At 59.6% G+C, this 23,975-nt stretch carries 21 protein-coding genes; 12 read left to right on the forward strand and 9 right to left on the reverse strand.

Annotation, left to right across the window (positions count from 1 at the left end):
- Positions 1 to 54: 54 nt before the first annotated feature.
- Positions 55 to 1,476, forward strand: coding sequence for a Gfo/Idh/MocA family protein (locus AC24GY_RS19700; RefSeq protein WP_487686596.1), 1,422 nt, complete (start codon positions 55 to 57; stop codon positions 1,474 to 1,476).
- An 87-nt stretch (positions 1,477 to 1,563) separates the two neighbouring features.
- Here AC24GY_RS19700 and AC24GY_RS19705 read toward each other — a convergent pair whose 3' ends face one another.
- The 3 genes from AC24GY_RS19705 to AC24GY_RS19715 all read right to left on the reverse strand — a co-directional run bounded on the left by AC24GY_RS19705 (position 1,564) and on the right by AC24GY_RS19715 (position 5,772).
- Complete coding sequence (locus AC24GY_RS19705; RefSeq protein ID WP_487686597.1) at positions 1,564 to 2,865, reverse strand: DUF1501 domain-containing protein; 1,302 nt, start codon at positions 2,863 to 2,865, stop codon at positions 1,564 to 1,566.
- Between the two features lie 39 nt (positions 2,866 to 2,904).
- Positions 2,905 to 5,073 (reverse strand): DUF1549 domain-containing protein, encoded by a 2,169-nt coding sequence (locus AC24GY_RS19710; protein WP_487686598.1) that lies wholly within the window; start codon positions 5,071 to 5,073, stop codon positions 2,905 to 2,907.
- Positions 5,074 to 5,196: 123 nt separating this feature from the next.
- On the reverse strand, positions 5,197 to 5,772 hold the full coding sequence (locus tag AC24GY_RS19715) for a DUF4339 domain-containing protein (protein ID WP_487686599.1): 576 nt from the start codon (positions 5,770 to 5,772) through the stop codon (positions 5,197 to 5,199).
- A 122-nt stretch (positions 5,773 to 5,894) separates the two neighbouring features.
- Between AC24GY_RS19715 and AC24GY_RS19720 the strand changes: the two genes are divergently transcribed.
- Positions 5,895 to 7,403, forward strand: coding sequence for a hypothetical protein (locus AC24GY_RS19720; protein WP_487686600.1), 1,509 nt, complete (start codon positions 5,895 to 5,897; stop codon positions 7,401 to 7,403).
- Positions 7,404 to 7,614: 211 nt separating this feature from the next.
- On the forward strand, positions 7,615 to 8,247 hold the full coding sequence (locus tag AC24GY_RS19725; RefSeq protein ID WP_487686601.1) for an NAD(P)H-dependent oxidoreductase: 633 nt from the start codon (positions 7,615 to 7,617) through the stop codon (positions 8,245 to 8,247).
- A gap of 4 nt (positions 8,248 to 8,251) precedes the next feature.
- Here AC24GY_RS19725 and AC24GY_RS19730 read toward each other — a convergent pair whose 3' ends face one another.
- The 6 genes from AC24GY_RS19730 to AC24GY_RS19755 form a co-directional block, all read right to left on the reverse strand.
- Positions 8,252 to 8,968, reverse strand: coding sequence for a L,D-transpeptidase family protein (locus AC24GY_RS19730; RefSeq protein ID WP_487686602.1), 717 nt, complete (start codon positions 8,966 to 8,968; stop codon positions 8,252 to 8,254).
- An 80-nt stretch (positions 8,969 to 9,048) separates the two neighbouring features.
- Positions 9,049 to 10,077: a sugar phosphate isomerase/epimerase family protein gene (locus tag AC24GY_RS19735; RefSeq protein WP_487686603.1), complete on the reverse strand. Its 1,029-nt coding sequence runs from the start codon at positions 10,075 to 10,077 to the stop codon at positions 9,049 to 9,051.
- 103 nt (positions 10,078 to 10,180) lie between these two features.
- Positions 10,181 to 11,764, reverse strand: coding sequence for a sulfatase family protein (locus AC24GY_RS19740; RefSeq protein WP_487686604.1), 1,584 nt, complete (start codon positions 11,762 to 11,764; stop codon positions 10,181 to 10,183).
- A gap of 22 nt (positions 11,765 to 11,786) precedes the next feature.
- Complete coding sequence (locus tag AC24GY_RS19745; RefSeq protein ID WP_487686605.1) at positions 11,787 to 12,023, reverse strand: hypothetical protein; 237 nt, start codon at positions 12,021 to 12,023, stop codon at positions 11,787 to 11,789.
- Between the two features lie 2 nt (positions 12,024 to 12,025).
- Positions 12,026 to 13,174: a hypothetical protein gene (locus AC24GY_RS19750; protein ID WP_487686606.1), complete on the reverse strand. Its 1,149-nt coding sequence runs from the start codon at positions 13,172 to 13,174 to the stop codon at positions 12,026 to 12,028.
- A 298-nt stretch (positions 13,175 to 13,472) separates the two neighbouring features.
- On the reverse strand, positions 13,473 to 15,323 hold the full coding sequence (locus tag AC24GY_RS19755; RefSeq protein WP_487686607.1) for an alpha/beta hydrolase-fold protein: 1,851 nt from the start codon (positions 15,321 to 15,323) through the stop codon (positions 13,473 to 13,475).
- 210 nt (positions 15,324 to 15,533) lie between these two features.
- Here AC24GY_RS19755 and AC24GY_RS19760 point away from each other — a divergent pair, with 210 nt between their 5' ends.
- The 9 genes from AC24GY_RS19760 to lpxB all read left to right on the forward strand — a co-directional run bounded on the left by AC24GY_RS19760 (position 15,534) and on the right by lpxB (position 23,907).
- Positions 15,534 to 16,196: a hypothetical protein gene (locus AC24GY_RS19760; RefSeq protein WP_487686608.1), complete on the forward strand. Its 663-nt coding sequence runs from the start codon at positions 15,534 to 15,536 to the stop codon at positions 16,194 to 16,196.
- Positions 16,193 to 17,692 carry a hypothetical protein gene (locus tag AC24GY_RS19765; protein WP_487686609.1) on the forward strand — a complete coding sequence of 500 codons (1,500 nt, stop codon included), beginning with the start codon at positions 16,193 to 16,195 and terminating at the stop codon, positions 17,690 to 17,692. Before AC24GY_RS19760 ends, AC24GY_RS19765 begins: the two co-directional genes overlap by 4 nt.
- Positions 17,689 to 18,453 carry a hypothetical protein gene (locus AC24GY_RS19770; protein WP_487686610.1) on the forward strand — a complete coding sequence of 255 codons (765 nt, stop codon included), beginning with the start codon at positions 17,689 to 17,691 and terminating at the stop codon, positions 18,451 to 18,453. The genes AC24GY_RS19765 and AC24GY_RS19770 overlap by 4 nt, the downstream gene beginning before the upstream one ends.
- A 4-nt stretch (positions 18,454 to 18,457) precedes the next feature.
- The gene (locus AC24GY_RS19775) at positions 18,458 to 19,792 is read left to right on the forward strand and encodes a polysaccharide deacetylase family protein (protein ID WP_487686611.1); all 1,335 of its coding nucleotides are present in this window, start codon (positions 18,458 to 18,460) and stop codon (positions 19,790 to 19,792) included.
- Positions 19,793 to 19,861: 69 nt separating this feature from the next.
- Positions 19,862 to 21,292: a signal recognition particle protein gene (ffh, locus tag AC24GY_RS19780; protein WP_487686612.1), complete on the forward strand. Its 1,431-nt coding sequence runs from the start codon at positions 19,862 to 19,864 to the stop codon at positions 21,290 to 21,292.
- A 30-nt stretch (positions 21,293 to 21,322) separates the two neighbouring features.
- Positions 21,323 to 21,580 carry a type II toxin-antitoxin system Phd/YefM family antitoxin gene (locus tag AC24GY_RS19785; RefSeq protein WP_461523608.1) on the forward strand — a complete coding sequence of 86 codons (258 nt, stop codon included), beginning with the start codon at positions 21,323 to 21,325 and terminating at the stop codon, positions 21,578 to 21,580.
- Positions 21,577 to 21,834 carry a Txe/YoeB family addiction module toxin gene (locus AC24GY_RS19790; RefSeq protein WP_461523609.1) on the forward strand — a complete coding sequence of 86 codons (258 nt, stop codon included), beginning with the start codon at positions 21,577 to 21,579 and terminating at the stop codon, positions 21,832 to 21,834. Before AC24GY_RS19785 ends, AC24GY_RS19790 begins: the two co-directional genes overlap by 4 nt.
- A 1-nt stretch (position 21,835) precedes the next feature.
- Entirely contained in the window at positions 21,836 to 22,789 is a 954-nt protein-coding gene (locus AC24GY_RS19795) for a Gfo/Idh/MocA family oxidoreductase (protein ID WP_487686613.1), read from the forward strand.
- Positions 22,786 to 23,907 carry a lipid-A-disaccharide synthase gene (gene lpxB / locus AC24GY_RS19800; protein ID WP_487686614.1) on the forward strand — a complete coding sequence of 374 codons (1,122 nt, stop codon included), beginning with the start codon at positions 22,786 to 22,788 and terminating at the stop codon, positions 23,905 to 23,907. Before AC24GY_RS19795 ends, lpxB begins: the two co-directional genes overlap by 4 nt.
- Positions 23,908 to 23,975: the final 68 nt, after the last annotated feature.

A 23,975-nucleotide genomic window follows, 5' to 3' on the forward strand; every position in this document is an offset into this window, starting at 1 on the left:
CCCATTGCGTATTTCAGCGCCAATCCGCTATCTTTGTGGCCCCAATCCATCCAAATGAAGCCCTCTCTCTTCCCCAACCGCCGTACTTTCCTCCGCAACACCGCCGCAACTGCCGGCAGCATTTTTCTCCCCAATCTGCTGATTGGCCAGGAAGGTGCCGTCAAAAAAATCAATGTGGCCGGCATCGGTGGTGCAGGTGGCAAGGGAGCCTCTGACGTGGGCATCTCCGCCAAGGGTGCCAACATCGTGGCCATCTGTGACGTGGACCGTGAGCGCCTGAAGCAGGCGCAGCAGAAGTATCCGGACGCGAAGATGTTCGAGAGCTTCCGCGAGATGTTCGAAGCGATGGGCGACAAGATCGACATGGTCACGGTGTCCACCCCGGACCACGCGCACTACCCGGCAGCGATGGAAGCCATCAAGCGCGGCAAGCATGTGTGCGTGCAGAAGCCCTTGGTGAACCGCATCTGGGAAGCAAACCAGCTTCATGAAGCCGCCAAGAAGAAAGGCGTGAAGACCAACATGGGCAACCAAGGCCACACTGGCAAGGGCATCCGCTTCCTCAAGCAGTGGGTGAGCGAAGGCATCGTGGGCAACGTCAAAGAAATCCACGTCTGGACCAACCGCCCGATCTGGCCCCAGGGCAACGAAGCCAAGGCCAAGTACATCAATGGCACGGTGCCGAAGATCAAAGAGAAGAAGAAGGGCCCTGACGGCAAGGACATCATGGTCGACACCGCCGAGGATCTGTTCAACTGGGAACACTGGCTGGCCGCCTGCCCTTCCGTCCCCTTCACCGATGGTCTGCATCCCTTCGCCTGGCGCGGTCACCGTGAGTACGGCGCGGGTGCCATGGGCGACATGGGCTGCCATTTGCTGGACGGTCCCTTCTGGGCCTGCGGCCTGGGCGAACCCTACAAGATGGAAGCTGAGTGCAACGAACTCACGGACGTGAGCTGGCCAAAGTCCTCACACGTGGTGTTCTACTTCAAGACCGAGAAATACGGCGAGATCAAACTGCACTGGTATGAAGGCAGCCTGAAGCCTGAGCGTCCGGCTGAACTGGAAGCCGACCGCGACTGGGACAAGATCAAGGGCGGCTTCCTCCTCCGTGGCGATGCCGGCGTGATCCTCAACACCGACGACTATTGCGGCAGCCCACGCCTCATCCCGAGCACCAAGATGGCGGATTTCCTCGGCGGCAAAAAGCCCGAGCTGAAGCTGGAAGGCGCGCTGGCCGAAGGCGAACCGCAGCTCGAACTGATCCGCGCCATCGAGCAGGACAAGATCTGCGGCAGCAATTTTGATTATTCCGTGCCGCTGACCAAGTTCTGTCTCCTCGGCAATCTGGCCATCGCCAATCCCGGCAAAGTCATCAACTGGGACGCGGCCAAGCAGGAGTCCGACAATGCGGATGCGAACAAGCTCATCACCCGTGCGGCCTACCGCCAGGGCTGGGATTACAAGTCCATCTAATCGGGCGGCAGGCCTGATGCGCCAAATCTAAACAACGACGCCCGGCAGTTCACACTGCCGGGCGTTTTCTTTGTGAACTTTAGAGCCTCATGCAAACAGATGTGTGAGGGGCTGGCCTTTGTCGGCCACGGTGAAGGGACGCTTGCTGGGGGAATAGATCACTTGATCAAGCGGCAGGCCGAGGGCGTAGCCGATGGTGGCATTGAGATCGGGCGGGCCGACTTTGTCTGTAGCGATGCCAGCGCCGTCGGGGGTGGTGGAACCATATTTGATGCCGCCTTTGATGCCGCCACCGACGATGACAGAGGAGAAGATGGGATAGTGATCGCGGCCCTGGTTCTGATTGATCTTGGGCGTGCGGCCGAATTCGGAACTGACCACGATCATGGTGCTGTCCAGCATGCCGCGCTGCTCGAGATCGGTGATGAGCGCCGCGAGTGCGGTGTCGAGCGTATTGCAAAGCTGCGGGACATTGATGAAGTTGGCCACGTGCGTGTCCCAGCTGCCGAGGCTGACTTCGATGAAGCGCACACCGTGTTCTACGAGACGACGCGCAAGCAGGCAGCCCTGGCCGAAGGTGTCCTTGCCGTAGGCCTGACGCACGGCGTCGGGCTCCTTGGTGAGGTCAAAGGCCACGAGGTCTTCGCTCTTCATGAGCTTCACCGCGTCGTCATAAACGTCTGAGTAGGCTTTGACGCCACGCGTGTCCCACTTGCCCTGAAACTCAGCATCCAATGAGTGAGCAAGATCACGGCGCATGCCGAAGCGTTCATCGGTCACGCCTTTTTGCGGAGAGACGTTTTGCAGACCAGCCTCAGGATTGTTTACCATGAGAGGGCCGTGCCTCTTCGCGAAGAAGCCTGCGCCGGGATGACGGCTGTCATTGCCAACATACACATACGGCGGCAGTGCGGGATTGCCGGGGCCTTGGAAGAAACTCAGCCATGCGCCCATGCCGGGATGCTTGATGGTGCTGCGCAGGCCAAAGCTGGTGTGCATGAAGTAGTTGGCCTGTTCATGCGCGGCGGTGTTGGTCGCCATCGAATTGATGACGCAGGCGTGGTGCATCTGCCTGGCCATGCGCGGCAGGTATTCGCTGACCTGCACTCCATCGGCGCTGGTCTTGATGGCCTTCACGGGGCCTGACACCTCTTTGTTGTCGGGCTTGGGATCCCAAGTGTCCAGATGGCTCTGGCCACCGGTCATGTAGAGGAAGATGACGTTGCGCGCGGTGGCCGCCTGCTTGGCGGTGGCGCTGCCTTCACCGACGGCGAGGGCTTTGCCGGAGAAAAGATGCTCCATGGAAGGCAGCATACCGACGCCGAGGCAGGACTGGGCCATGCGAGTCAGCACAGCGCGGCGGGAAAGATCGTTGTTTGGCGTTTTCATGGTGAATTCAAATGAGGTGTGGCTGAGGCAGTGCGGAAATTATTCGACGAAGATGAAGCGCTGCGTGCTGAGCGCTGCGAGGGTGATGTCCTCCCACAGGGTCTTGGAGGAGGCGTAGCTCTCCACGGTCTGGAGCATGTGGGCCTTCTCCTTGGCGTTCGGTGTGCGGGAGTAGAGGCTGAGGAAGAGCGTATCGATCTTCTCGTCGTTGGTTTTGGCCTTGCGGAGATTGATGCTGAGCGTGGACCATGCGCTGGTAAGCTGGTTGAGCAGGGAGCCGTTCATCATCGTCAGCGCCTGTGGCACACTGGCTTCGTCGCTGGCGTTTTCGATGATCTCGCGGTCGCTCTGACCAAACTCACGCAGGAAGTGACCACGCGGTGCGGGAGACGGCAGCTCCGCGGCACGGCTCCAGGTCTGGTGGAGCGAGCGCTGGAAGTTTTCGAAGCCCTTGATGCTTTTTTCATCCTTCATTCCGAGCACGGCTTCGTCGGCCTTGATGATGGACATGACTCTTGGATCCAGCGGTGTAGCCTTGGCGTCCACACGGCTGTCTTCCATGAGATTCATCATCGCCATTTCCATGGGGCCGTCTCCACTGACGGCGGCGAGTTCCTTCTGGATCTCCTGATTGCCGGACTTTTTCGCGGCGGCGTAGAAGCACTTGGAGACCTGCTCGCGCAGGATGCGCTGGCTTTCGCCCAGGCGCCGCTGGATGTCGCGGGCCTTGACCTTGTCGTCCGTCTTGCGCGCCTCATCCAACTCTTTGCGCAGCTTGTCGAATTCCTTGTTCTGCTCGCGCATGGCGGCGGCGACTTCTTTGGCGGCTTCGTAGAGCAGCGGAGCCTCGGTTTTGTCGAGAAGCTGGGCCAGATGATGGCGGTTTTCGAGATCACGACGCTCACGCTCGCGGCTGCTCCAGTTGGGCTGATCGGGATCAGGGCTGACGAGGGTGACGAGTGAATCCCACACCTGCTCTGAACGCATGCGATGGAAGACCGGGCCCTGGAAGTAGTAGGGGGTGCCGGGGGAGACTTCCTTGGTGCTCTCACGTGCGAAGGTTTGCGTGTTGAGCAGGAGGCGCAGGTAGGCCTTCATGTCGTATTTCAGCGCGACCATCTGCCGCTCCAAAAAGTGCATGAGCTCGGGATTGGAGGCGACGCTATTATCCATCATTTCGTCCACCTGCTCGTAGAGGCCGGCACCAAAGACGCGCTGCCAGAGGCGGTTTGCGATGATGGTGGTGAAGCGCGGATTTTCGGGAGAGGTCAGCCACTGGCCGAATTCGCCGATGGTGTTCGATTCCTTCTGCAGCGCCACGGGCTTGCCAAACATGACGGAAGCTTGAACGACATCCTTGGGCTTGGCGTCCTTGTACTTGTAGTCGTGCGGCAGACGAAGCTGGCCTTTGTTTTGCACCACCAAGGTGTCGCGCAGCGAACGGGTGGCCTCGTTGAGCGCCTGGCGCATGAGATCGCGGGTGTCGTTGTCGAGGGACTTGTCATTGCGGATCATCTTCTGCACTTCGTCTCCGCTCTTGGAGCGGTAGCTGGAGGCGCTCATGTTGTGCGTGAAGGCCGCCATTTCGTAGAACTGCTTCTGCGTCCATTTGTCGAAGGGGTGATCATGGCACTGAGCGCACTCCATGCGGGTGCCGAGGAAGATGCGGGTGGTGTTGGAGAGATTGTCCAAGGGCATGCCGCGGTCGCGCATGTAGTAGCCGATGGCACCGGTGTCGAAGCAGGAGCCTTCACTGGAGACGAGCTCGCGGGCGATCTGATCATACGGCTTGTTCTCCCGCAGCGCGGCGCGGAGGTAGTTCAGGTAATTCAGCGACGTGGTGCTGCCGGCAACGCCCTGGCTCTGTGCGCGGAGCACATCCGCCCAGTAGTTGAAAAAGTTCTGCACATAGCCTTCGCTGGCGAGGAGTGAATCGATGAGCTTGGCCCGCTTGTCCGGCATCTGGCAGGCATAGAAGCCACGGGCTTCATCCAGCGTGGGGATGCGGCCCACCACCGTCAAATACACACGGCGGAGGAAGGTGGCGTCATCGACGAGGGCGTTCGGCATGATCTGGTGCTTCTGCCAGCTTTTGGCGAGCAGTGCATCGACCTGCTTGGAAGCGGCAGTGGTGTCCACAGGGGCGGCATGCAGCGCGACGGCGAACAAGGTGGTGGTGAAAATCGAAAGTGTGTGGCTGGCTTTCATGCCAGAACCAACGCAGCGCTCCGAAGGCAGATGTCAGCATCGCTTCAGGATGCCAAATCCTGCACACCAAATGGCAATCCAGTCATTGCCAGCCATGACGGCAACGGAGCAGGCACGAGAAAATCATTTCGCGGAGGTGTCATTGAGCAGCCCTTTGACCACATCCACAGCTTCCCCCATGCCCTTCATCAGTTCGGCAAGCCCCGGCCCCAGAATCCAGGAGGCGTAGGCAATGGCCATCCACCAGGCGACGGCATTCACAATGATCATGCCCGTAACCAGCACCTCCACCCAGCGACCCCAGACGAGGAGGTAGCCGTTTTCATCCTTCTTCTGGCGGAAAATATGGTCTGAATACAAGGCCACGGCAGCCCACCAGAGCAGCGGAGGGAGAAATAGAAAACCCATGATCATGCGCCGCATCACCGCGCCACCGCGTTGATTGTAAGGCACTCGATTGTAGTCACGATAGCGGGCCACCCGGCGGCGGGTGGGCAGCACGGTCAATCCATCCGCAACGACCAACCCGTCGGCATGAAGTTCGAGGAGGGATGAAACGGGACGCCACTGCTCCTCGTCTTCACGCTTCACCAGATCACTGTCCCGGATCGAACCGTAGGCGAGAAAATTGCGCAGGTCGTCCTTTGAACACGGTCCGAGTGTCTTCTGGCCTTTGGCGATGTAATAAGCGGCATGCACGAATCTGTAAGGAACCAACGGCTCTATGTTAGTTCGGAGTGCGGGTAATATGCAATAACCGCACCAAGATGTATTGTAAGTTTTTTATATTCAAACATGCCCGGTGTGCGCGTACTCCAATCATGCGCCTCCTCCCCCTCCTTGCCGGCCTGTCCACCCTGACTCTGCACGCCCTGCCCCCTGCCACCACCTCCAGCATCAAGGCCGGATTTGCCGAGCGGGACATCACCCCGGGGATCGGCATGGAGCAGCCGGGCGGCTACGGCAAGAGCTTCCACCGGACCTTCCACGACGCCTGCAAGGTGCGGGTGGCCCTGTTTGATGACGGGAAAAAAACGGCGGTGGTGATCGGGCTCGATTCGCTGGTCGTGCCACGGCAGATCGTGCTGGATGCCCGCGCGCAGATTGAAAAAGCCACCGGAATCACCGGGGACGCCGTGCTCATCTGCGCTTCGCATTCGCACAGTTCCGGCCCTGTGGGCATGGTCATGCCGGGTGAATATGACACAGCTTCTGATCTGGTGAAAAAGCTGGCCTATGAGGAATCCTCCTGTGCCGATCCGGGCTACCTGCTGCGGCTGACGCATGAAATTGTCGCCGGAGTGGTGGCCGCCAATCAAAACAAAGTGCCGGTGCAACTGGGCTGCGGCTTTGGCCATGAGGACAAGGTGTCCTTCAATCGCCGCCTGCGCATGAAGAACGGGCAGAGCTGGAGCCACCCCGGAGCAGGCAATCCGGACATCCTCGAATACGCCGGGCCCATCGACCCGCAGGTCGGTGTCATCGGCGCGTGGGATATACAGGGGCAGCTGGTCGGTGTGGTGGTGAACTTTGCCTGCCATGCCACCACCAATCCCGGCGGCATCTCGGCCAACTGGATTCAATACCTCGAAAAAACCATCCAGGGAGGACTCGGCACGCATGCGCCGGTGGTCTTTATGCAAGGGGCCTGTGGTGACATCACGCAGGTGGACAACCTCAGCACCAGCCAACGCCCAAAGCCGGAGGAATGGAGCCAGCTAGTCGGCGGACGGGTCGGCGCGGAGGCCATCCGCGTTTTGCTGTCGATGCCCAAAATCACCGCCGCGCCCATCGAGACGCGTCAGGAAGTTTTGAGGATCAAACGCCGGCCGCCTTCGGCGCAGCGTGTTGCCAAGAGCCTTGAAATCGCGAGCAAACCGAGAGTGGCAGGAGACAGCACCGACTACCTGTTTGCGAAGGAAATCCTCATGCTTGACCACCTCAACAAGACCATGCCCCTCGTCGATTGCGAGGTGCAGTGCATCAAAGTGGGGCCCGCGTGTTTTGTTTCCGATCCGGCCGAATACTTCGTGCAGTATGGCCTGGACATCAAAAAGGGCAGCCACCACGCCTTCACCTTCCCGTGTGAACTTTCCAACGGCATCGTCGGCTACGTGCCCACGGAAGAAGCCTTTGGCCCGCATGGCGGCGGCTATGAGACACGCCTGACCGCTTACTCCAATCTCGAAATCACTGCGGGAACGCAGATGGCGAAGAAGGGCGTCGAGCTGGCGAACCAAATGGCTGCAGAGCCCAAGCCCGAGCCGCCGAAGGCTCCGCCGTTCGGCAAGCCTTGGACCTACGGCAATGTGCTGCCGGAGCTGGAGTGAGGCAGGCGGTCGGTAGGTCGGAGAGCATGTATTGTAGTTCCGGCTTCAGCCGGTTTCTGGACGCTCTATCCAGAACCGGCTGAAGCCGGGACTACAATACGCCCCCATGGCCTTCGGAGTGACAGGCGCATTTCGTCCACGCTGCAGCATCCGCGCTTCCCCAACTTTAAACTTTAAACCTGAGACGTGTAACTTCATAGTCTCCTACCCCATGACTCCTGCTGAACTTCTCACTGCCCTCAACTGGCGCTACGCCACCAAGGTCTTCGACTCCACGAAGAAGATCCCTGAAGACACTTGGGCGGCCTTGGAGGAGTCGCTGATTCTCACGCCGTCCAGCTATGGCCTGCAGCCGTGGAAGTTCATCATCATTCAGGACAAGGACCTGCGGGAGGAATTGAGCGGTCACTCGTGGCGTCAGCGCCAGGTGGTGGACTGCTCGCATCTGGTCGTCATGGCCACGCGGCGTACGATGTCCGAAGTAGAAATCGACGCCAATCTCATGCGCATTGCTGAAGTGCGTGGCGGCACGCCGGATTCACTGGCGGGCTTCCGCAAGATGCTCGTGGGTACGCTGGAGCAGGGTTATATGACTTCCGAGTGGGCGAAGATGCAGGCCTACATCGCGCTCGGTCAGTTCATGGCGGCGGCGGCGCTGCTCGGTATCGACACCTGTCCGATGGAGGGCTTTGTGCCAGCCAAATATGACGAGGTGCTGGGACTCGAAGCGCAGGGATTCACCACAGCGGTGCTATGCCCGGCGGGGTATCGTCATGCGGATGACCGCTATGCTTCGCTGCCCAAAGTGCGTTTCAAGAGCAGTGATGTGATCGAGCATCGCTGATCCGTCAGGGCTGCTGAACAAGCTGCACGAGGCATGGGTTTGCGTGGGGTTCCAGCCATGCGAGAACCTTGCGCAGATTTGCTTCGGACATGGCTGTGCATCCCGCCGTGGGCACATTCTCCCCCTGCCAGATGTGCATGAAGATGCAGGAGCCGAGACCGGGTGTGTTGCGTGGATTGTGCGCAATGACGGCACCGAGTTTGTAGCAGCCGATGCTGGGCACCATGGTTTCGGGACCGGTCCAGTCACAGGCCACGGTACGATCATCGACGATCTGATTGTAGTGCTTGGAGCGGACGTCATCGATGCCCCAGTGATGCGCGGTGCAGTGAAGATACGGAAGCTTGATCCAGCCAAGTTGCGGTCCATCGCCAAAAGCCTGGGTGATGCGGAAGACGCCCGCCGGCGCACAGCCGTCTCCTTCTTTTTTGATGCGCCAGCCTGACGGAGACGCGAGAGCAAACTCGCCATGTCCCCATGCCATGCCATTGCGGCCGATGCGGGAGGGAATGGCAGGCCCGGCAGCCTGCCAGTCATTCGTCGGTGTGCGTTCGAGCATCCTCAGTTCCGCCGCCGTCGTCTGCTGATCTGCGGCCGTCACATAAAGCACCTGCCGGCAGTTTGACGGCAGCACTGCGGTGATTTCTGCGGGCAGCTTCACGGGAACGGTCATGCGCGCACAGGAGGCGAGCATGAGGAGCATGACAAGAAAACGATGCATGCGAGAGGCGGGTGGGAATGAAAACGCCGCAGAGTTTTGCAACTCTGCGGCGCTCAGGAGTGGATCAGACCACCGAGCTGTTACCAGCCGTGGGCGTCGCGGACTTTGATCATCGCGGCGAGGATCTTGTTCCAGGTGTCCGGCGTTTCGAGCACGGCGTTCGGGAACATGCAGCCATCCCAGCAGATGTGCTGGATGCCACGGGCGGCGGCATCCTTGAGCCAGTAGCCGGAGGCCTTGGTGATGTCGAGCTTGCCATTCGGATCGTCAGCGCGGCAGTGCTTGCCGGTCTTGTCGTGCGAGCCGGCGCCGTGGACGGTGCCGTCGTTTTGAGCGACGTGGAAGTCGATGGTCCAAGGGCGAAGCGCGTCGGTCATCTTCTCGTAGGCGGCCCAGAACTCGGCGTCGCTGTAGCCTTCCTTGAGGAGGGCATGCTCAGGAGCATTGTAGCCGAGGGTGTAGAGGTAGGTGTGGGCAAGGTCGGCCTGGAAGCCGAGAGCGTTTGGCATGCCGACGCCTTCGAGGACATCGAGCATGTCTTTCCACGAGTGCATGCCAGCCCAGCAGATTTCGCCTTCGGCGGCGAGGCGCTCACCGCTGTCTGCAGCAATCTGGGCAGCCTTTTTGAAGGTGTCCACGATGCGGGCGGTGTTTGCCTTGGGGTTCTCACGCCATTTGGACACGCCGAATTCGGCGGAGTCGATGCGGATGACGCCGTATTTGCGCACGCCATGTGCATTGAAGATCTTGGCGATGCGGCAGGCCATTTTCACGGCGCTGAGGAATTTTTCCTGCTGGGCGTCGTCGCCCATGGCGGAGTCACCGACGGTGCCGGGCCACACGGGGGCCACGAGGGAACCGACGCTGAAGCCCTTGCTGGCGATGAGATCGGCGATCTTCTTGAGCTCGTCGTCGCTGGCCTCAGGATTGGTGTGAGGGAGGAAGAGGAAGTAGTCGATGCCTTCAAACTTCTGGCCGTTCACATTGGCTGCGGCGGTCAGATCCAGCATCTTTTCGAGGCTGATCGGTGGTTCCTGGCCTTCGCCATCGCCTTTTCCGACGAGTCCGGGCCACATTGCATTGTGAAGTTTGGGTGAGGAGTAGCTCATGGTGATTGCTTGGTTTGGGAAGCGAGGTCGCGAGGTTAGCGGGAAGGTTTGGGAACGCACGAACAAAGTTGCGTGATTTCAGCAGGGAGAGGCTTAGGGAGTATTACTTCACTTTCTTCTTCCCTTTGCCTTTGGCCTGAGCGGCAGGCGTGGGCTTGCGCAGGATGACGGGCACTGCGTTTTGCTGCGCGGCCCCGGGAGTGCTGCGGCCGCTGGTGATGATCTGCTCGATTTCGGCAGTCATCTTGGTGACGATCTCGGGGTTTGCGCCCTGCACGTTGTCCTTCTCCGCGATGTCTGATTTCAGATTGTAAAGCTGGGTGTCGGGCAGGCCTTTTTCGCCGGGGCTGCCGGGACGAGGGTCGCTCCAGCCGCCGGAACCGGCACAGAGTTCGAGCTTCCAGTCGCCTTCACGCAATGCGAAGGAGCCGTTGATGGAATGATGGATCACGCTCTGGCGTGTCGGTTTGCCGGATTCACCGAGCAGTGCGGGCAGGATGCTAAAGCTGTCTTCGGCGGCGGTTTCAGGAAGCTTCGCGCCTACGGCATCAGCAGCGGTGGCCATGAAGTCCGTGAGGCAGACGATCTGTGCGGAGGTCTGGCCGCCTTTCACTTTTGCAGGCCAGCGCACGATGAAGGGCACGCGGTGGCCGCCGTCAAAGATGTCCGCCTTGTGGCCACGCATGTTGTAGCTGGGATTGTGGCCGGCGGCGAGCAGCTTGGGGTAGTCGGCACTGGGTGAGCAGCCGTTGTCACTCGTGACGATGATGAGCGTGTCCTTGGCGACGCCTGCATCCTCCGTGGCCTTCATGATCTGGCCGATGGCGTCGTCGGTTTCCATGACGAAGTCGGCGTAGAGGCTGATGCCGCTTTTGCCCTGCCACTTTTCACTGGGCAGGATAGGAGTGTGGGGGGAATTCAGCGGCAGGTAGAGGAAGAATGGGGAGCCTTGTTTTGCTTTCGACTCAATGACCTTTTTCGCCTCGCGGGTGAAGGTGGGCAGGACGTCTTCACCACGGAAGCCGGGGGAGCCGGGGCCTTCGCGGGTGTAGCTCATGCGGCCACCTGCGTTCATGGCGAGCTTCATTTTTTCGGTGGGATTGGCCACGACGTGATCATTTTCGATGAAGCAATACGGCACCATGTCGAGCGAGGCGCTGATGCCGAAGTAGGTGTCAAAGCCCACGCTCGTAGGACCGTTGGTGATCGGCTTTGTGTAGTCCACGTTGTTTACCTGCTCGGCTTTTTCGATGTTCAGCTCCTCCGTGGGACCCGTGCGCACCCAGTCCATGCCCAAGTGCCATTTGCCCACGCAGTGAGTGGAGTAGCCCTGAGCCTTGAGCATCGCTGGCACCGTCAGCCTCCCCTGCTCAATCAACCGCGGGCTGAGTCCCCCGAGCACGCCGCTTTGCAGCTTTGAGCGCCAGGCGTAGCGGCCCGTCATCACACCATAGCGTGTGGGTGTGCAGACACTGGAGCCGGAATGTGCATCCGTGAACTTCATGCCCTCGGCGGCGAGGCGGTCAAAGTTCGGTGTGGCGATTTTGCCGTCAGGATTCAGGCATTTCACATCGCCGTAGCCAAGATCATCGCAGAGGATGAAGATGATGTTGGGTTGGTCGCCGGCGCTGGCCGTGACGGCGAGAGCGAGACACAGCAGGGTCTTGAGAAAAAGAAAGCGGTTCATGGTGGAACCGCTTTCAACGCGCTCAGCCCTCCGAGCTATCGAGATATTCCAGCGCTTTTGAGAAGCTGGCCTGGGTGAGGAAATGATTGAGCCGCGGCGGCAGCTGGGCGCGCAATTTGAGATGCTCGGTCCCAAGCTCCTCCGAGACCTGCTTCAACGCCTCCAGATGCGCCGCAGGATCACGGTCACGAAATGTGTGGTCGGCGATGAGGTCAAGCCGACGCTGGAGGAGAATGCGCAGTGAATCGAAGGATGTCATGCCTACATGTTCTTGAGGCGGAAATAACTCACCACCAGTTTTTCACCCGGTTCCACCTGAAAAGAATACTGCTTGAGCAGGTCCGGCAAGGTTTCGAGCATCCAAGGGTACGTGAATGTGGCCCCGTTTTTGGTGTAGAGAATGTCATCCGCCAGGTACACCGCCGAGTGAACGATATTGCCGGAAGGTTTGGAGAACAGGGCGATGTCACCATAGCGGGGGTCCCCAGCCGCAGGAATGTAATCTTCCTTCAGCTTCTGCATGAAGTGAGCAGGATCACTCATCTGCTGGTCCGGCACATCCTGAAAAAAGTTAAAGGAGGTCCAGTGGCAGTCGCGCACCGGTGCGGGGCCGTTCAAAGGATTGTCCGGCGTGGGATAAACAAACATCTGGGAAGAGGGCAGCGGCGGCAGGACGTTGATGACCCCCAGCGTGCCGCCGTTCGGAGCATCCGCGATGGATTCGAAGATGGTGCGCACATCGGTGCCCTTGATTCCTTTGCCCCAGTAGTTTGCCAGAGCATTGATATCCATGCCCTGTTTGACGCGGAACCACATCGTCAGAGTCCGCTGGCAGGTCAGCCCCCGCATGAAGTCCCGCTTTTCCTCATACGTCGGCAGCTGGGCAAGGACGACGGACAAGCCGCTGAAAACGAGGTAGTCGCCATGTTCGCAGCAGAGCTGCTTGAAGAGCATCAGTGTATGCTCGCCGTTGTGAGAAGCCCCAAAGCGATCTCCCAGCGTGTCCTTGTGAATGAAGGTGATCTGGCCTCGATTTTCAGGATATTGTAATAGAGCCTGATAGAGCTTCTTGCGCGGTCCGACAGGCAGCGCGAGCAGGGTCTTGGAAGAAGGCAGCATTTCCATGCCGCTGGCAGTTTGCACAAGCGTCTCGGGCGCCATCAATTCCGCCTGCAGATTGGCTTGCATCCCGGTAGATTCCAGCAAACGCACCACATCGCTGTAATGCGCATTGGGGAAGATCCACCGTGTGCCATTTTCTTCCAGTTTGCGCATCGGCAGCAACTCCTCCGGAGCGGCGATGGTGAATGGCGTGGAATAAACCTCTCCCCAGGGCCCGGGACGCAAGGGGTGGCCCAGAGTGGTGGTCGTGACTGTTCCGGACATTTCCGCACGGTCGTACCATTTCATGAGCACGGCACCCAGCAGAACGCCTATGATCAGCAAAGCAGCGTGCTGGAGGTTTTTCTTGGAAAATGTCTTCGACTTGGACGGCGCTGCTTCAGTACTCTGCATTCAGTTTTTGGGGGGCGGACTAAGTGCCATACAAACTACGTGCCTCCAATCTGAATCATCTTCATTTTTTGCGGTAGTTTGAGGCAAACCTACCTTGCAAAGAGTATTTGAGCGCCCTTGCACAGGGGAATGGTTGGCACACGCCGATTTAAGCGACTGCACACGCCGAATTTAGCGTCCCTGCGCAAAAGTTTCAGAGCTTTGGCAATGGTGGCTTGATCGGTGCCATCTGGCCGCTGACGATGCCGTGAGCTTTGGTGGGGCGCTTGTAGATGTGGGTCCTGTTATTCTTATCTTCGCAGGCGACGAAAAGCTCGCCAAGGTCTTTGCCACCGAAACAGATATCCTTCGACTGCTCCGGCGTCGGGATGATGAAATTCACGCGACCGGCCTGATCACAGACTTGAACACCGAGCGAGGTGGCGACGTAGAGCCAGCCGTTCGCATCCACGCACATCGCACGGACTTCCACAGGAAACATCAGACCGTATGGATTCTCGGTGAGGTAAAAGTGCTGTGCATGCTCAAACAAAGGCGGCTCAGAGCGCAGATGAAGGCAATCTATTCGCCCATGGTATCCTGTGACGTAAAGCAGGCTTTGATCAGGCGACAGGCAGATTGATCCGCCCGAAGAACCTAAAACTTCGGAATGAAGCGTTGAGCCATGAAGGTAATGGTAGCTCCCGTCCATATCGACACGACCAATCAGAGCGTCATTGCCACCGGCAAAATACAATCGGCCTGAACTGTCGCAGCACATGCCACCATGGCGAGTGTAGGGCACGTCGTATTTGTTGCCCTTGTCTCCAAATGTGATTTCTCGCTCCACCTTGCCGCTCGGTGTGACATCCACAATCTTGGCGGCCTTGCTGGGATGCTGGGCATGAATGAACAGTCGCAGACAGTTATTCGGGCCTGCTTTGAAGCCTGCGAGGTCGCCCTTCAGAAGCGCTTTGGTTTCGGCTTTTCCGCCTGAGACGTCCAGTCGGGAGAAGAGCACTGCATCCTTTTCAGTGGAGCGTTTGCGAACATACACCGTGCCATCCGCGCATGCGGCCATTTCAGATATCAGGGACGGTTCTTCGGACTCAGATTTTTTGGGATCGTGCAAGATGCCTTGCCACTCCCCCGCCCCGACCACCTCATAGCCCTTCCACTTGGACTCTCCTTTCGCGTTCGCTTTGATCTCGATGTTCGTCTGCCAGTCGCGCCAGAGCCAGCGGAGGACGTCGGGGAAGATTTGGGAGGCGTGCTTGGCGTTGTGGCCGCCTTCGCCCCAGGCGTGATTCACGTCGTAGCCAGCCCAGGTGAGGCTGCGTTCCATCATCTGGTTGGCCATCCACCAGTCGCCGCAGTAGAGGTTGTTGTCGCCCGTGCCGGACTGGAGGAAAACGCGCAGGGGCTTGGGCTCGAATTTGCGCACCAGCACGGGCAGCTGGTCTGCGCCGTGGATGCCGACGTAGGTGCCCACACCGGTGAAGACGCGGCGGAAGCGATCGGGGCGGTGCCACGCGACCATGAAGGCGCAAATGCCGCCGCTGCTGTTGCCGGAGATGGCGGCGTGATTGGGATCTGAGCTGAGCTGGATGCCGTGCTTTCTCTCGATGGCAGGCAGGAACTCATCGAGCAGGAACTGGGAGTAGGTGGGCGTGATGCTGTCGTATTCGTAGCTGCGATTGAAGCGCGGCAGGGCCTTGTCATTTGCGGCGGGCACCACGCCGGGCTTGATGAAGATGCCGACCAGCGGCGGGATGTCCTTTTTGGCGATGAGATTGTCGAAGACGACGGGAGCCTGATAAATGACGCCGTCCTGAAAGACCATGAAGGCAGCGGGCTTCGTTTTGTCAAAACCGGCGGGCAGATAGATCTGGTATTCACGCTGGGTGCCGGGAAAGAGGCTGCCCTCCTTCGCAGTGTAGTTTTCTTTGATGAGGGTGCCTTTTGGCACACTCGGCTGCGGCTTGGAATCTTCCGTGAGGGGAAAATCCGGCTCGGCGGTGAATGCCGTGAGAGAAAAAAGAAGGCTGGCGAGGATGAAACGCATGCCCCCATGCTGGCAGAGGCGGCCACGGGCCGCCAGCCTGAATTTATGCGCGCCATGCCATGAATAAAACACCTATGCCAGGACCTTGAGTTCGGGCTTGTTTCAGCGTGGGCTCCGGCTAGCATGGGGCAGCTTATTTCACCCCCGTCCATCATCCATTTGAAACCCGGTTTCGTTCTCGCTTGCGCACTCGTCGGCGCGGGGCTTGCCATGTCGGCCCCGATGGCGGAGAAGCGCACGGATGATCCGGGGGCGAGTTCTGAGATTTCCCTGCTGCGCCTTAGCTATGAACGCGATCTGATCGAAGCCAGCCTGGCACCGGTCAAAGAGCAGATCACCACGCTGGGCACCTTGGAAAAGCAGTTCGCCGCGGAGCGTGACTACGACGACGCCATCACCGCACGCGATGAACGCAAACGTTTGCAAAACGAACTGGCCCGGCTCGACAAAGAACTGCTGCTGCTGCAGACGCGCGAGCAGGCACTCAAGACTTCGCTGCTGCCGGACCGCATCAAGCTCCCGATCGACACTGCCACTCTGAGCGGCCTGCGGCTCGAAGGCGGCGCCATCACCGGATGGTCCAAGGTCGGTGCATCCGCCACCTGGAAGCTGCCTGCGCTGCCGCCCGGCGGATATGAAGTGATGCTGCGTTACCGCTGTGGCACTGCGGAGGGCGGCAAACTGCTGATCAAAGAAGCGCGTTTCACCCTTACGACGAGCATCGAAACCACGATCAAGGGGCCGGAGGAGCGCAGTGCAGGCACGCTCAAGATCAGCGACGGCTCAGGAACGCTGACACTCTCCGCACAATCGCTGATCACAGACAATCTCATGCAACTGCTGGCCGTGGAACTCGTGCCGGCCACCCGATGAAGTTCTCGCTGCCAGTTTTGATTTTCACGCTGCATGCCTGCACGGCATTGCTGGCGCAGACGCCCGCACCGGAGCCGGCAGCACTCACCGCCACACGCACGGCATTCATGCGCCAGGTGATGGCGGAGTCGCAACTGCTCACCCAGCAGTATGAGCGCGCGCTAGCCAAAGTGGAAACGGAAGTCGCCACAGCGGGTGACTACGAGGAGGCGCGCGCCATACGCCAGCGGCGCGAACAGTTGCAGGCGCTGTATGCAGGCACGGTATCCAGCCTCGCTACTCCCCTGCCCCTGACTCAGGCCAGAATGATGGGTTCGGCCCAGGCTTCGGGGGAAACGCTCGGCGGCTGGCGCTCCAATGGCAGTGGTGCGGAGTGGCAAAATTTCCGCCTGATGCCGGGCAGCTACCATCTGGAATTTGAAGCCAACATGAGTGATGCCCCCGTGGCTGGCAGCATCTATGCCTCTTCCAAATTTCAGCCCCAGCAGACCGCCTTGTTCGGATTTGATGAGGTCACGCTGCTGGGCATCGCGGCGGAAAATCACCGCTCTTTTGAAATCACCCGCAGCACGGATGAAACCACATTCACCACCGTGCGTGTCGGGCCGCTGACTTTCAGCCGGAATCCAGTCACTCTGCGCTTCGCCGCCGCGGATGGATATCCCGCCAACATCATCCGTATTCGCAATCTGCGTCTGGTGCCTGTCACGGACGCCTCGGGCACAAGCCCGACCACACTCCCCCAGACCGGTTCGACCACCGCGATGAAGCAGGCCAGCACGGCGCTGAAAGACGCCATCGACGCAGCCAGGGTGGCGGCGACCTCCAAGTACATCGACGAATTGAATGATCTCGCCGTGACCAAGCCCGCGCTGAAAGGACAGATCAATGCCGAAATCCGCCGGGTGCAGCGACTGGCAGATCAGAAGGCGGGTCAAACTGGCATCAATGCCATCACAACGTCAGGTGGGGGCCTCAGTGGATTTGAAGACATCAGTGAAGCGCGCCTTGCGGATGAAGAGCCGATTTCCGGTGAACGGTTCAAGGTGGTCTATGAAGGTCGCACTGTGATGATGCGCCTGCTGTGGATCGATTGTGCGCCGGTGGATGAGAACGACAAATCTGGAGTGAAACGCTTCGCCAAGCATTTCAACATCGAGGAAGAGGATGTGCCCTCCGTGGGTCGCACCGCACGCGAATTCACCGCCAGCTACCTGCGCAACAAGCCCCTGCGCCTGCTCATCCGCCCGGACCGCGATAAAGACGGCACCATGGCCGCGCTGCTGTTTCTGCCGAACGTGGGCTTGTATCAAAACGTGCTCGTGAATCACGGGCTTGCCGCAGTGGTCGCGCCCTCTCGTGACCAGCAGCGCAATGCCATGGAGCGGGCTTTCCTCTCCACACTGAGCGCCATTGAAAACGCCGCCAGCAATCGCCGGCCCGCGCCCGGTGCCTGGGCGCTCTCGGCTGAGAACCAAGGAGGGAAGCAGCCATGAAGCACCTGCTCATGATCGCCGCAGTGCTGCTGCTCGCCGGCCGTGCCGAAGCCCAGCAATCTGCCACTGCGACTAATGGCGCGGCCTCACCGCCATCTGCAGCGCGGCTCCAGCAGATGGAAAGCATCTACCAGAAGGAACTGAGCGCACGGCATATTCCTCTGCTGGGCAAGTATCTCCTCGAATTGCAGAGGCAGGCCGCCGCCGCCGCTGACAAGTCGGCCTACACCGCTGAAATCGCCCGCATCCAGCAGATCATCAGTGCAGGCGGCGTGCTGGATCTGATCGCCACCCAGCAGGCGCAGTCCGGCACCATGCCCATGCCTGCCACCCTGCCAGTACCGGTGCCCATCGAGCAAAAGCAGGCCCTCATCGCCCTATCACCCGCGCTGGCTCAGGAGATCACTCCCAAAGCACCGGCAGATGCGCCAACAGCCACCGTCGGCGAGATCACATGGCGAATCGAGTTCATCGCTGCGGGCACCTACGACATCCTGCTGCATTATGCCTGCACGGAAGTGGAGGAACCTTTGAAAATTGTGGTCGAGTGCAACGGTCAGAGGCTCGAAAAGGAACTCGGGGTCGAGCGAGTGACCAAGGATGCCCAGTCTTTCCGTATCTTGAGACTCGGCAGCCTCACCTTGACCAGCGACCTTCGCGGCGAAACACTGCGGCTTAGCGCCGGTGATAAAGCCAGCCCTCACCTCATCGTCAAAAGCCTGCTCATCACCCGGCCGCGACCTCCCGCCCTCAATCCTTAGCGCCATGCGTTTTGTCTTTCCGTTCCTCCTTGTTGTCCTCGCTCTAGGCACGCTGCCTTCGTGCAAGCGAATCGAGGCCAAACTGCGCCGCCTTGCCGAGCAGAGCGGCGTCACCCCGAAACCGCCGCCGCCCAAACCCGAGGAGCCCGTGCTGACCGCCGAAGAGCAGGCGATCGAAAAGAAGCTGCAGGAGACCGCCCTGCTGGCAGCCGCCGCACCTGTGCCGGAGGTCCCGGCGGCCCCGGCTTTTGAGCTCAACAAATCCTCCGTCGTCTCCATCCTTGGCTACCATGATTTCAAGGACCGTGGCGGAAGCCCCATGCTCATCGCCGCACCCAAATTCCGGGCGCAGATGCAGGCCATCAAGGACTCCAAAATCCCCGTCATTTCTTACAGCGAAATGATGGCTTGGAAGCGGGGTGAGAAGAACATTCCCGAAGAGGCCATCGTCATCACGATGGATGACGGCTGGGAGGGGGTTTACACCTATGCCTACCCTGTACTGCGTGAGTTTGGCTTTCCCTTCACCATCTACCTCTACAAGAACTATGTCGGCGGCGCAGGACGTTCGATGAGCTGGGAGCAGATCAAAGAGATGATGCAGCACGGCTGTGAAGTCGGCAGTCACAGCGTCTCCCACGCCAGCCTTAAGAGCCCCCCCAAGAACCTGAAGACGGACGCTGACAAGCAGCAGTGGGTCTTGGCCGAGCTCAAGGACTCACGCGAATTTCTGGAGCAAAACCTGCACACCAAATGCCTCTCATTCGCCTACCCCTACGGCAACTTCGACGACGCCATCATGGAAACCGCGCTGCAGATCGGCTACGAATCCCTCGTCACCGTCAACGGTCAAAAAGTCACCTGGGACACGCCCAACGGCAAGCTGGGCCGCTACATTGTGCATGGCGACAACGACATCAATTTCAAGCTCGCCACCAGCTTCCGCGGCCGGGGTGATGTGGGCTCCAATAAATTCCTCGTGGCCGATGCCAAAAACGACAAAGGCGAGCAGCTCATTCAACTGAAGCCCAAGCCTGATGCGGTCATCACCGAGCGCCGCCCCCTCATCGAAGCGGACTTGAAAAAAATCGGCACCATACTGCCGGAAAGCATCAAGCTGCGCATCGCCGGTCTCGGCACCGTGCCGGTGGATTATGACCCGGCCACCATGATCGTGCGCTTCCAGTTCCCCTACAAACTGCGCCGGGAGGATTGCGCCCTGAGCCTCAGCTTCCAGCGTGACGCCACCCAGCCAGCCGAGGTGGTGAGCTGGCGCTTCAAGATTGACCTTGAGGCGGCATACATGCCCCCCTCCACAGCGCCCATTTCACAGCCTTGATTCGTCGCGCCTTCGCAGTTGCCATGCGTGGGCTGCTGCCGACTATCCAGCGCCCCTTATTTTCTCCCGATGTTCTCCGCCCTCTCTGAAAAACTCGAAAGCGCCTTTAAAAAGCTGCGTGGCCAGGCCCGCATCAGTGAATCCAATGTCAGCGATGCCATGCAGGAAATCCGCATGGCCCTGCTGGAGGCGGATGTGGATTTCAAAGTCGCCAAAGAACTCGTCGACACCGTCAGCAAGCAGTCGGTCGGCGCTGAAGTGCTGCTCAAGGTTTCGCCCGGACAACAGATCGTCAAAATTTTCCACGATGAACTGGTCAAACTGCTGGGCAGTGATGCCAGCGCGCTGAATCTGGAGCCACCGCAGCGCATTCTGGTGACCGGCCTCAATGGCGCTGGTAAAACGACGACTTCCGCCAAGCTGGCCAACTGGCTCAAGAAGCAGGGCCGCCGCCCGTTGCTGCTCGCGCTGGATCTTTACCGCCCGGCCGCCATCAAGCAGCTGCAGGTGCTCGGCCAGCAGCTCAATGTGCCTGTGTTTGCACCTGCCGAAGGTGAAACCGATCCGGTGAAAGCCGCCAAGGCAGCCATGGTCTGGCTGAAGGAACAAGGCAGCGGCATCGCCATCTTCGACACCGCCGGCCGTCAGGATCTAGACGAAGATCTGCTCGCGGAACTCAAGCGCGTGCGCGCCGTGGTGGAGCCGAATGAAGTCCTGCTGGTGGCAGACGCCGCCACGGGTCAGCAGGCGGTGAGCGTGGCGCAGAAATTCAATGCCGCCGTCGGCATCACGGGCTTGATCATGACCAAGCTGGATGGTGACGCCCGTGGCGGTGCCTTGCTCTCCATGCGTCAGGTCACCGGCTGCGCGGTCAAATTCCTCGGCGTGGGTGAGAAGGTCGAGCAGCTCGAAGTTTTCCACCCCGACCGCATGGCGCAGCGCATCCTCGGCATGGGCGATGTGGTGGGCTTGGTGGAGAAAGCCGCCGAAGAGATCGACGAGAAGGAGGCCATGAAGCTGGCCGCCCGCATACAGTCGAACAAATTCGATTTCACCGACATGCTCGCGCAGCTGCGCATGATGAAGAAGCTCGGCCCCATCGGCGGCATCCTCGGCATGCTCCCGGGCATGGGCAAGATGAAGGACATGATCGGTCCCGACAGCGACCAGCGCATGAAACACGTCGAGGCGCTCATCCTTTCGATGACGCCGAAGGAGCGGCAGCGTCCTGAAATCATCAACGGTCAGCGCCGCAAGCGCATCTGCAACGGGGCGGGACGCCCGGTGATGGAAATGAACCAGCTCCTCAAGCAGTTCGAAATGATGAAGAAGCTCATGAGCAACAAAGGCATGATGGCCCAGATGATGGGCGGCATGATGGGAGGAGGCGGCGGCGGTGGTGGCATGGGAGGCCTCGGTGGTCTGGGTGGAATGCTCGGAGGTGGCGGTGGCAAAATGCCCAAGCTTCCACCAGGCATGAAGTTCCCCGGCAAATTTTGATTTTACGGCCTGCTGTGCTCTATTGTTCACATGACTGCCATCACCAGCGCCAACGCCGATAAAAGTCTGATCCAGGCGATTCTCAAAGTTTGCGATGATCGTGAACCTCTGGTCATCATCCACGACGAAAAGCATTCAGTCGTCATGCTGCCGCTGGAGGAATATGAGGCGCTGAACGAAACAAGCCATTTGATGCGCAGTCCTGCCAACGCCCGCCATCTGCTGGAGTCCATCGAGCAACTGCGCTCGGGCAAAGGCACGGTTCGCGAACCTGATCTGGAAGCATGAATCTCATCTTCTCTGACCGCGCATGGGAAGACTATCAACACTGGCAGGAGACCGACCGCCGCATGCTGCGCAGAGTGAACGAGCTTCTCAAGGACATCAAACGCAGCCCCTTCGCTGGAATTGGCAAACCCGAGCCCCTGCGTCACCAACTGGCAGGCTTTTGGTCACGCCGTGTGGACAGCGAGCATCGTCTGGTTTATGCGGTGACTCAGGCTGGCATTGAAATAGCCTCCTGCCGCTATCATTACACTTAATATGAGTTCCCCTTTCCGCATCGGAGTCGCCGGAGTCGGCGCCATTGGCAAAAACCACGCACGCATCATGGCCGAGATCACTGCCAAGAGCGAGGGTGCCATCACCTTCGCCGCCGTGTATGATGCCGATCCCGCACGCGCCGCTGAATTTGCCGCACAGTACGGTACGCAGGCCGCCAGTGACCTTGCCGACTTCGCCCAGCGTGTGGATGCCGCCACCATTGCTGTGCCGACGATCTTCCACCGCAAAGTCGCCGAACCGCTGATGCAGGCCGGCATTCACGTGATGGTGGAGAAACCCATCAGCGAATCCTACTCTGAAGCGCAGGCTCTCATCGAACTCGCGAAAGCCAAGAGCGTCATTCTGCAGGTGGGCCACATTGAGCGCTTCAATCCGGTGCTGCTCCAGCTTGAAGAGCGCATGGACAACCCGCGCTTCATCGAAGCGCACCGCCTCTCCCCCTTCCCCAACCGCAGCATCGACATTGGTGTAGTGCTGGACCTGATGATCCACGACATCGAGATCGTGCTGCATCTCGTGAAATCAGAGCTGATCCAGGTCGATGCCGTGGGCATCCCCGTTTTGACCAAACGCGAGGACATCGCCAATGCGCGCCTCAAGTTCGCCAATGGCTGCATCGCCAACATCACCGCCAGCCGCATCAGCCCTGAAAAGATGCGTAAAATCCGCGTCTTCCAGAGCGAGAGCTACCTCAGCCTGGACTACCAGGAGCAGAGCGGCTGGATCTATCGCAAAGACGGCATGCAGATCGTGCGCGAAGCGGTGGAAGTGGAGAAGGACGAACCTCTGAAGCTGGAAATCGCCGCCTTTGTGGAATGCGCCCGTCATGGCCGCCGTCCGGTCGTCACTGGGCAGGAAGGCGCAGAAGCCGTGCGCATCGCCTTGGAAATCACCGATCAAATCGAGAAGAACGCTGCGCTGGGCGCCTCATGAACCGCATCTTCATCATTGCAGGCGAAGTCAGCGGCGACACCCATGCTGCGGGACTCCTGCGTGAATTGAAATTGCTTGAGCCTGACATGAAGGTCATCGGCCTGGGCGGCCCGAAGATGCGCGAGGTCGTCGGCGAAGGAGTCGAAGACTGGGTCGAAACCGCAGGTGTTGTCGGCTTGTGGGAGGTGGTGAAGATGTACCGCTATTTCAAAGAAAAGATGGATGCCGTGCTGGACTCCATCCTTGATCAAAAGCCTGAGGCGGTGATCCTCGTGGACTATCCCGGCTTCAATCTGCGCCTGGCAAAAAGCCTGCGCACCGCCGGTTACAAGGGGCGCATCCTCTACTACATCAGCCCGCAGGTCTGGGCCTGGAAAAAAGGCCGTGTGAAGACCATGGCGCAGGTGCTCAACCTCATGATCTGCATCTTCCCCTTTGAGAAGGAGTTTTATGAGAAGAGCGGACTGCGCACCGAATTCAGCGGACACCCCATGGTGGACCGCGTGGTGACGCTGAAACGTGACTGGAAACGTGAACCCGGCCTCGTCGGCTGGTTCCCCGGCAGTCGTCTCAATGAAGTGCGCCGCCTGTTTCCCATCATGATGGACGCGGCCAAGATCATCAAGGAAGCCGTGCCCAACGCCCGTTTTGCCGTTTCCGCCGCCAACGAAACACTTGCCGGATTCATGCGCAACATGACCGACGAACACGGCATGCCTGAAGCCAAGCGCTGGATCGAAACCGGCACCGTCTATGATCTGATGCAGCGCGCCGAGGCCGGAGCCGTTGCCTCAGGCACCGCCACGCTGGAAGCCGCCTGCTTTGGCCTGCCCTACACCCTGGTCTACAACGTCAGCTGGCCCACCTACGTCATCGGCAAGCTGGTCGTGCGCATCAAGCACCTCGGCATCATCAACATCCTCGCCAAACGCGAGGTGGTGCAGGAACTGGTGCAGGGAGATCTCAACGCGCAGACACTCGCCGAAGCAACTCTCGAATTGCTCACCAACGATGTCAGGCGCGAGCAGTTGCAGCAGGAGCTGGCGGAGGTCGTGGCCACGCTGGGCAGCGGTGGAGCTTACACACGCGCCGCACTGGCGGTGCATGAAGCGATGTGATTTCCGGCAGTTGATTAGGCCGCTGCGGTACAAATCTGAAAAGAGGAACGCCCAAGCGCTTTGAGAAA

This window comes from Prosthecobacter sp. Pr1 (genome assembly GCF_057652315.1).

Excerpts from the sequence above, each read along its gene's own strand:
- AC24GY_RS19755 (WP_487686607.1), bottom strand. The coding sequence starts at position 15,323 with ATGCGTTTCATCCTCGCCAGCCTTCTTTTTTCTCTCACGGCATTCACC.
- AC24GY_RS19760 (WP_487686608.1), top strand. The coding sequence starts at position 15,534 with ATGTCGGCCCCGATGGCGGAGAAGCGCACGGATGATCCGGGGGCGAGT.
- AC24GY_RS19705 (WP_487686597.1), bottom strand. The coding sequence starts at position 2,865 with ATGAAAACGCCAAACAACGATCTTTCCCGCCGCGCTGTGCTGACTCGC.
- ffh (WP_487686612.1), top strand. The coding sequence starts at position 19,862 with ATGTTCTCCGCCCTCTCTGAAAAACTCGAAAGCGCCTTTAAAAAGCTG.
- AC24GY_RS19725 (WP_487686601.1), top strand. The coding sequence starts at position 7,615 with ATGACTCCTGCTGAACTTCTCACTGCCCTCAACTGGCGCTACGCCACC.
- AC24GY_RS19770 (WP_487686610.1), top strand. The coding sequence starts at position 17,689 with ATGAAGCACCTGCTCATGATCGCCGCAGTGCTGCTGCTCGCCGGCCGT.
- lpxB (WP_487686614.1), top strand. The coding sequence starts at position 22,786 with ATGAACCGCATCTTCATCATTGCAGGCGAAGTCAGCGGCGACACCCAT.
- AC24GY_RS19710 (WP_487686598.1), bottom strand. The coding sequence starts at position 5,073 with ATGAAAGCCAGCCACACACTTTCGATTTTCACCACCACCTTGTTCGCC.
- AC24GY_RS19700 (WP_487686596.1), top strand. The coding sequence starts at position 55 with ATGAAGCCCTCTCTCTTCCCCAACCGCCGTACTTTCCTCCGCAACACC.
- AC24GY_RS19730 (WP_487686602.1), bottom strand. The coding sequence starts at position 8,968 with ATGCATCGTTTTCTTGTCATGCTCCTCATGCTCGCCTCCTGTGCGCGC.
- AC24GY_RS19735 (WP_487686603.1), bottom strand. The coding sequence starts at position 10,077 with ATGAGCTACTCCTCACCCAAACTTCACAATGCAATGTGGCCCGGACTC.
- AC24GY_RS19765 (WP_487686609.1), top strand. The coding sequence starts at position 16,193 with ATGAAGTTCTCGCTGCCAGTTTTGATTTTCACGCTGCATGCCTGCACG.
- AC24GY_RS19720 (WP_487686600.1), top strand. The coding sequence starts at position 5,895 with ATGCGCCTCCTCCCCCTCCTTGCCGGCCTGTCCACCCTGACTCTGCAC.
- AC24GY_RS19745 (WP_487686605.1), bottom strand. The coding sequence starts at position 12,023 with ATGACATCCTTCGATTCACTGCGCATTCTCCTCCAGCGTCGGCTTGAC.
- AC24GY_RS19785 (WP_461523608.1), top strand. The coding sequence starts at position 21,323 with ATGACTGCCATCACCAGCGCCAACGCCGATAAAAGTCTGATCCAGGCG.
- AC24GY_RS19790 (WP_461523609.1), top strand. The coding sequence starts at position 21,577 with ATGAATCTCATCTTCTCTGACCGCGCATGGGAAGACTATCAACACTGG.
- AC24GY_RS19775 (WP_487686611.1), top strand. The coding sequence starts at position 18,458 with ATGCGTTTTGTCTTTCCGTTCCTCCTTGTTGTCCTCGCTCTAGGCACG.
- AC24GY_RS19750 (WP_487686606.1), bottom strand. The coding sequence starts at position 13,174 with ATGAAATGGTACGACCGTGCGGAAATGTCCGGAACAGTCACGACCACC.
- AC24GY_RS19740 (WP_487686604.1), bottom strand. The coding sequence starts at position 11,764 with ATGAACCGCTTTCTTTTTCTCAAGACCCTGCTGTGTCTCGCTCTCGCC.
- AC24GY_RS19795 (WP_487686613.1), top strand. The coding sequence starts at position 21,836 with ATGAGTTCCCCTTTCCGCATCGGAGTCGCCGGAGTCGGCGCCATTGGC.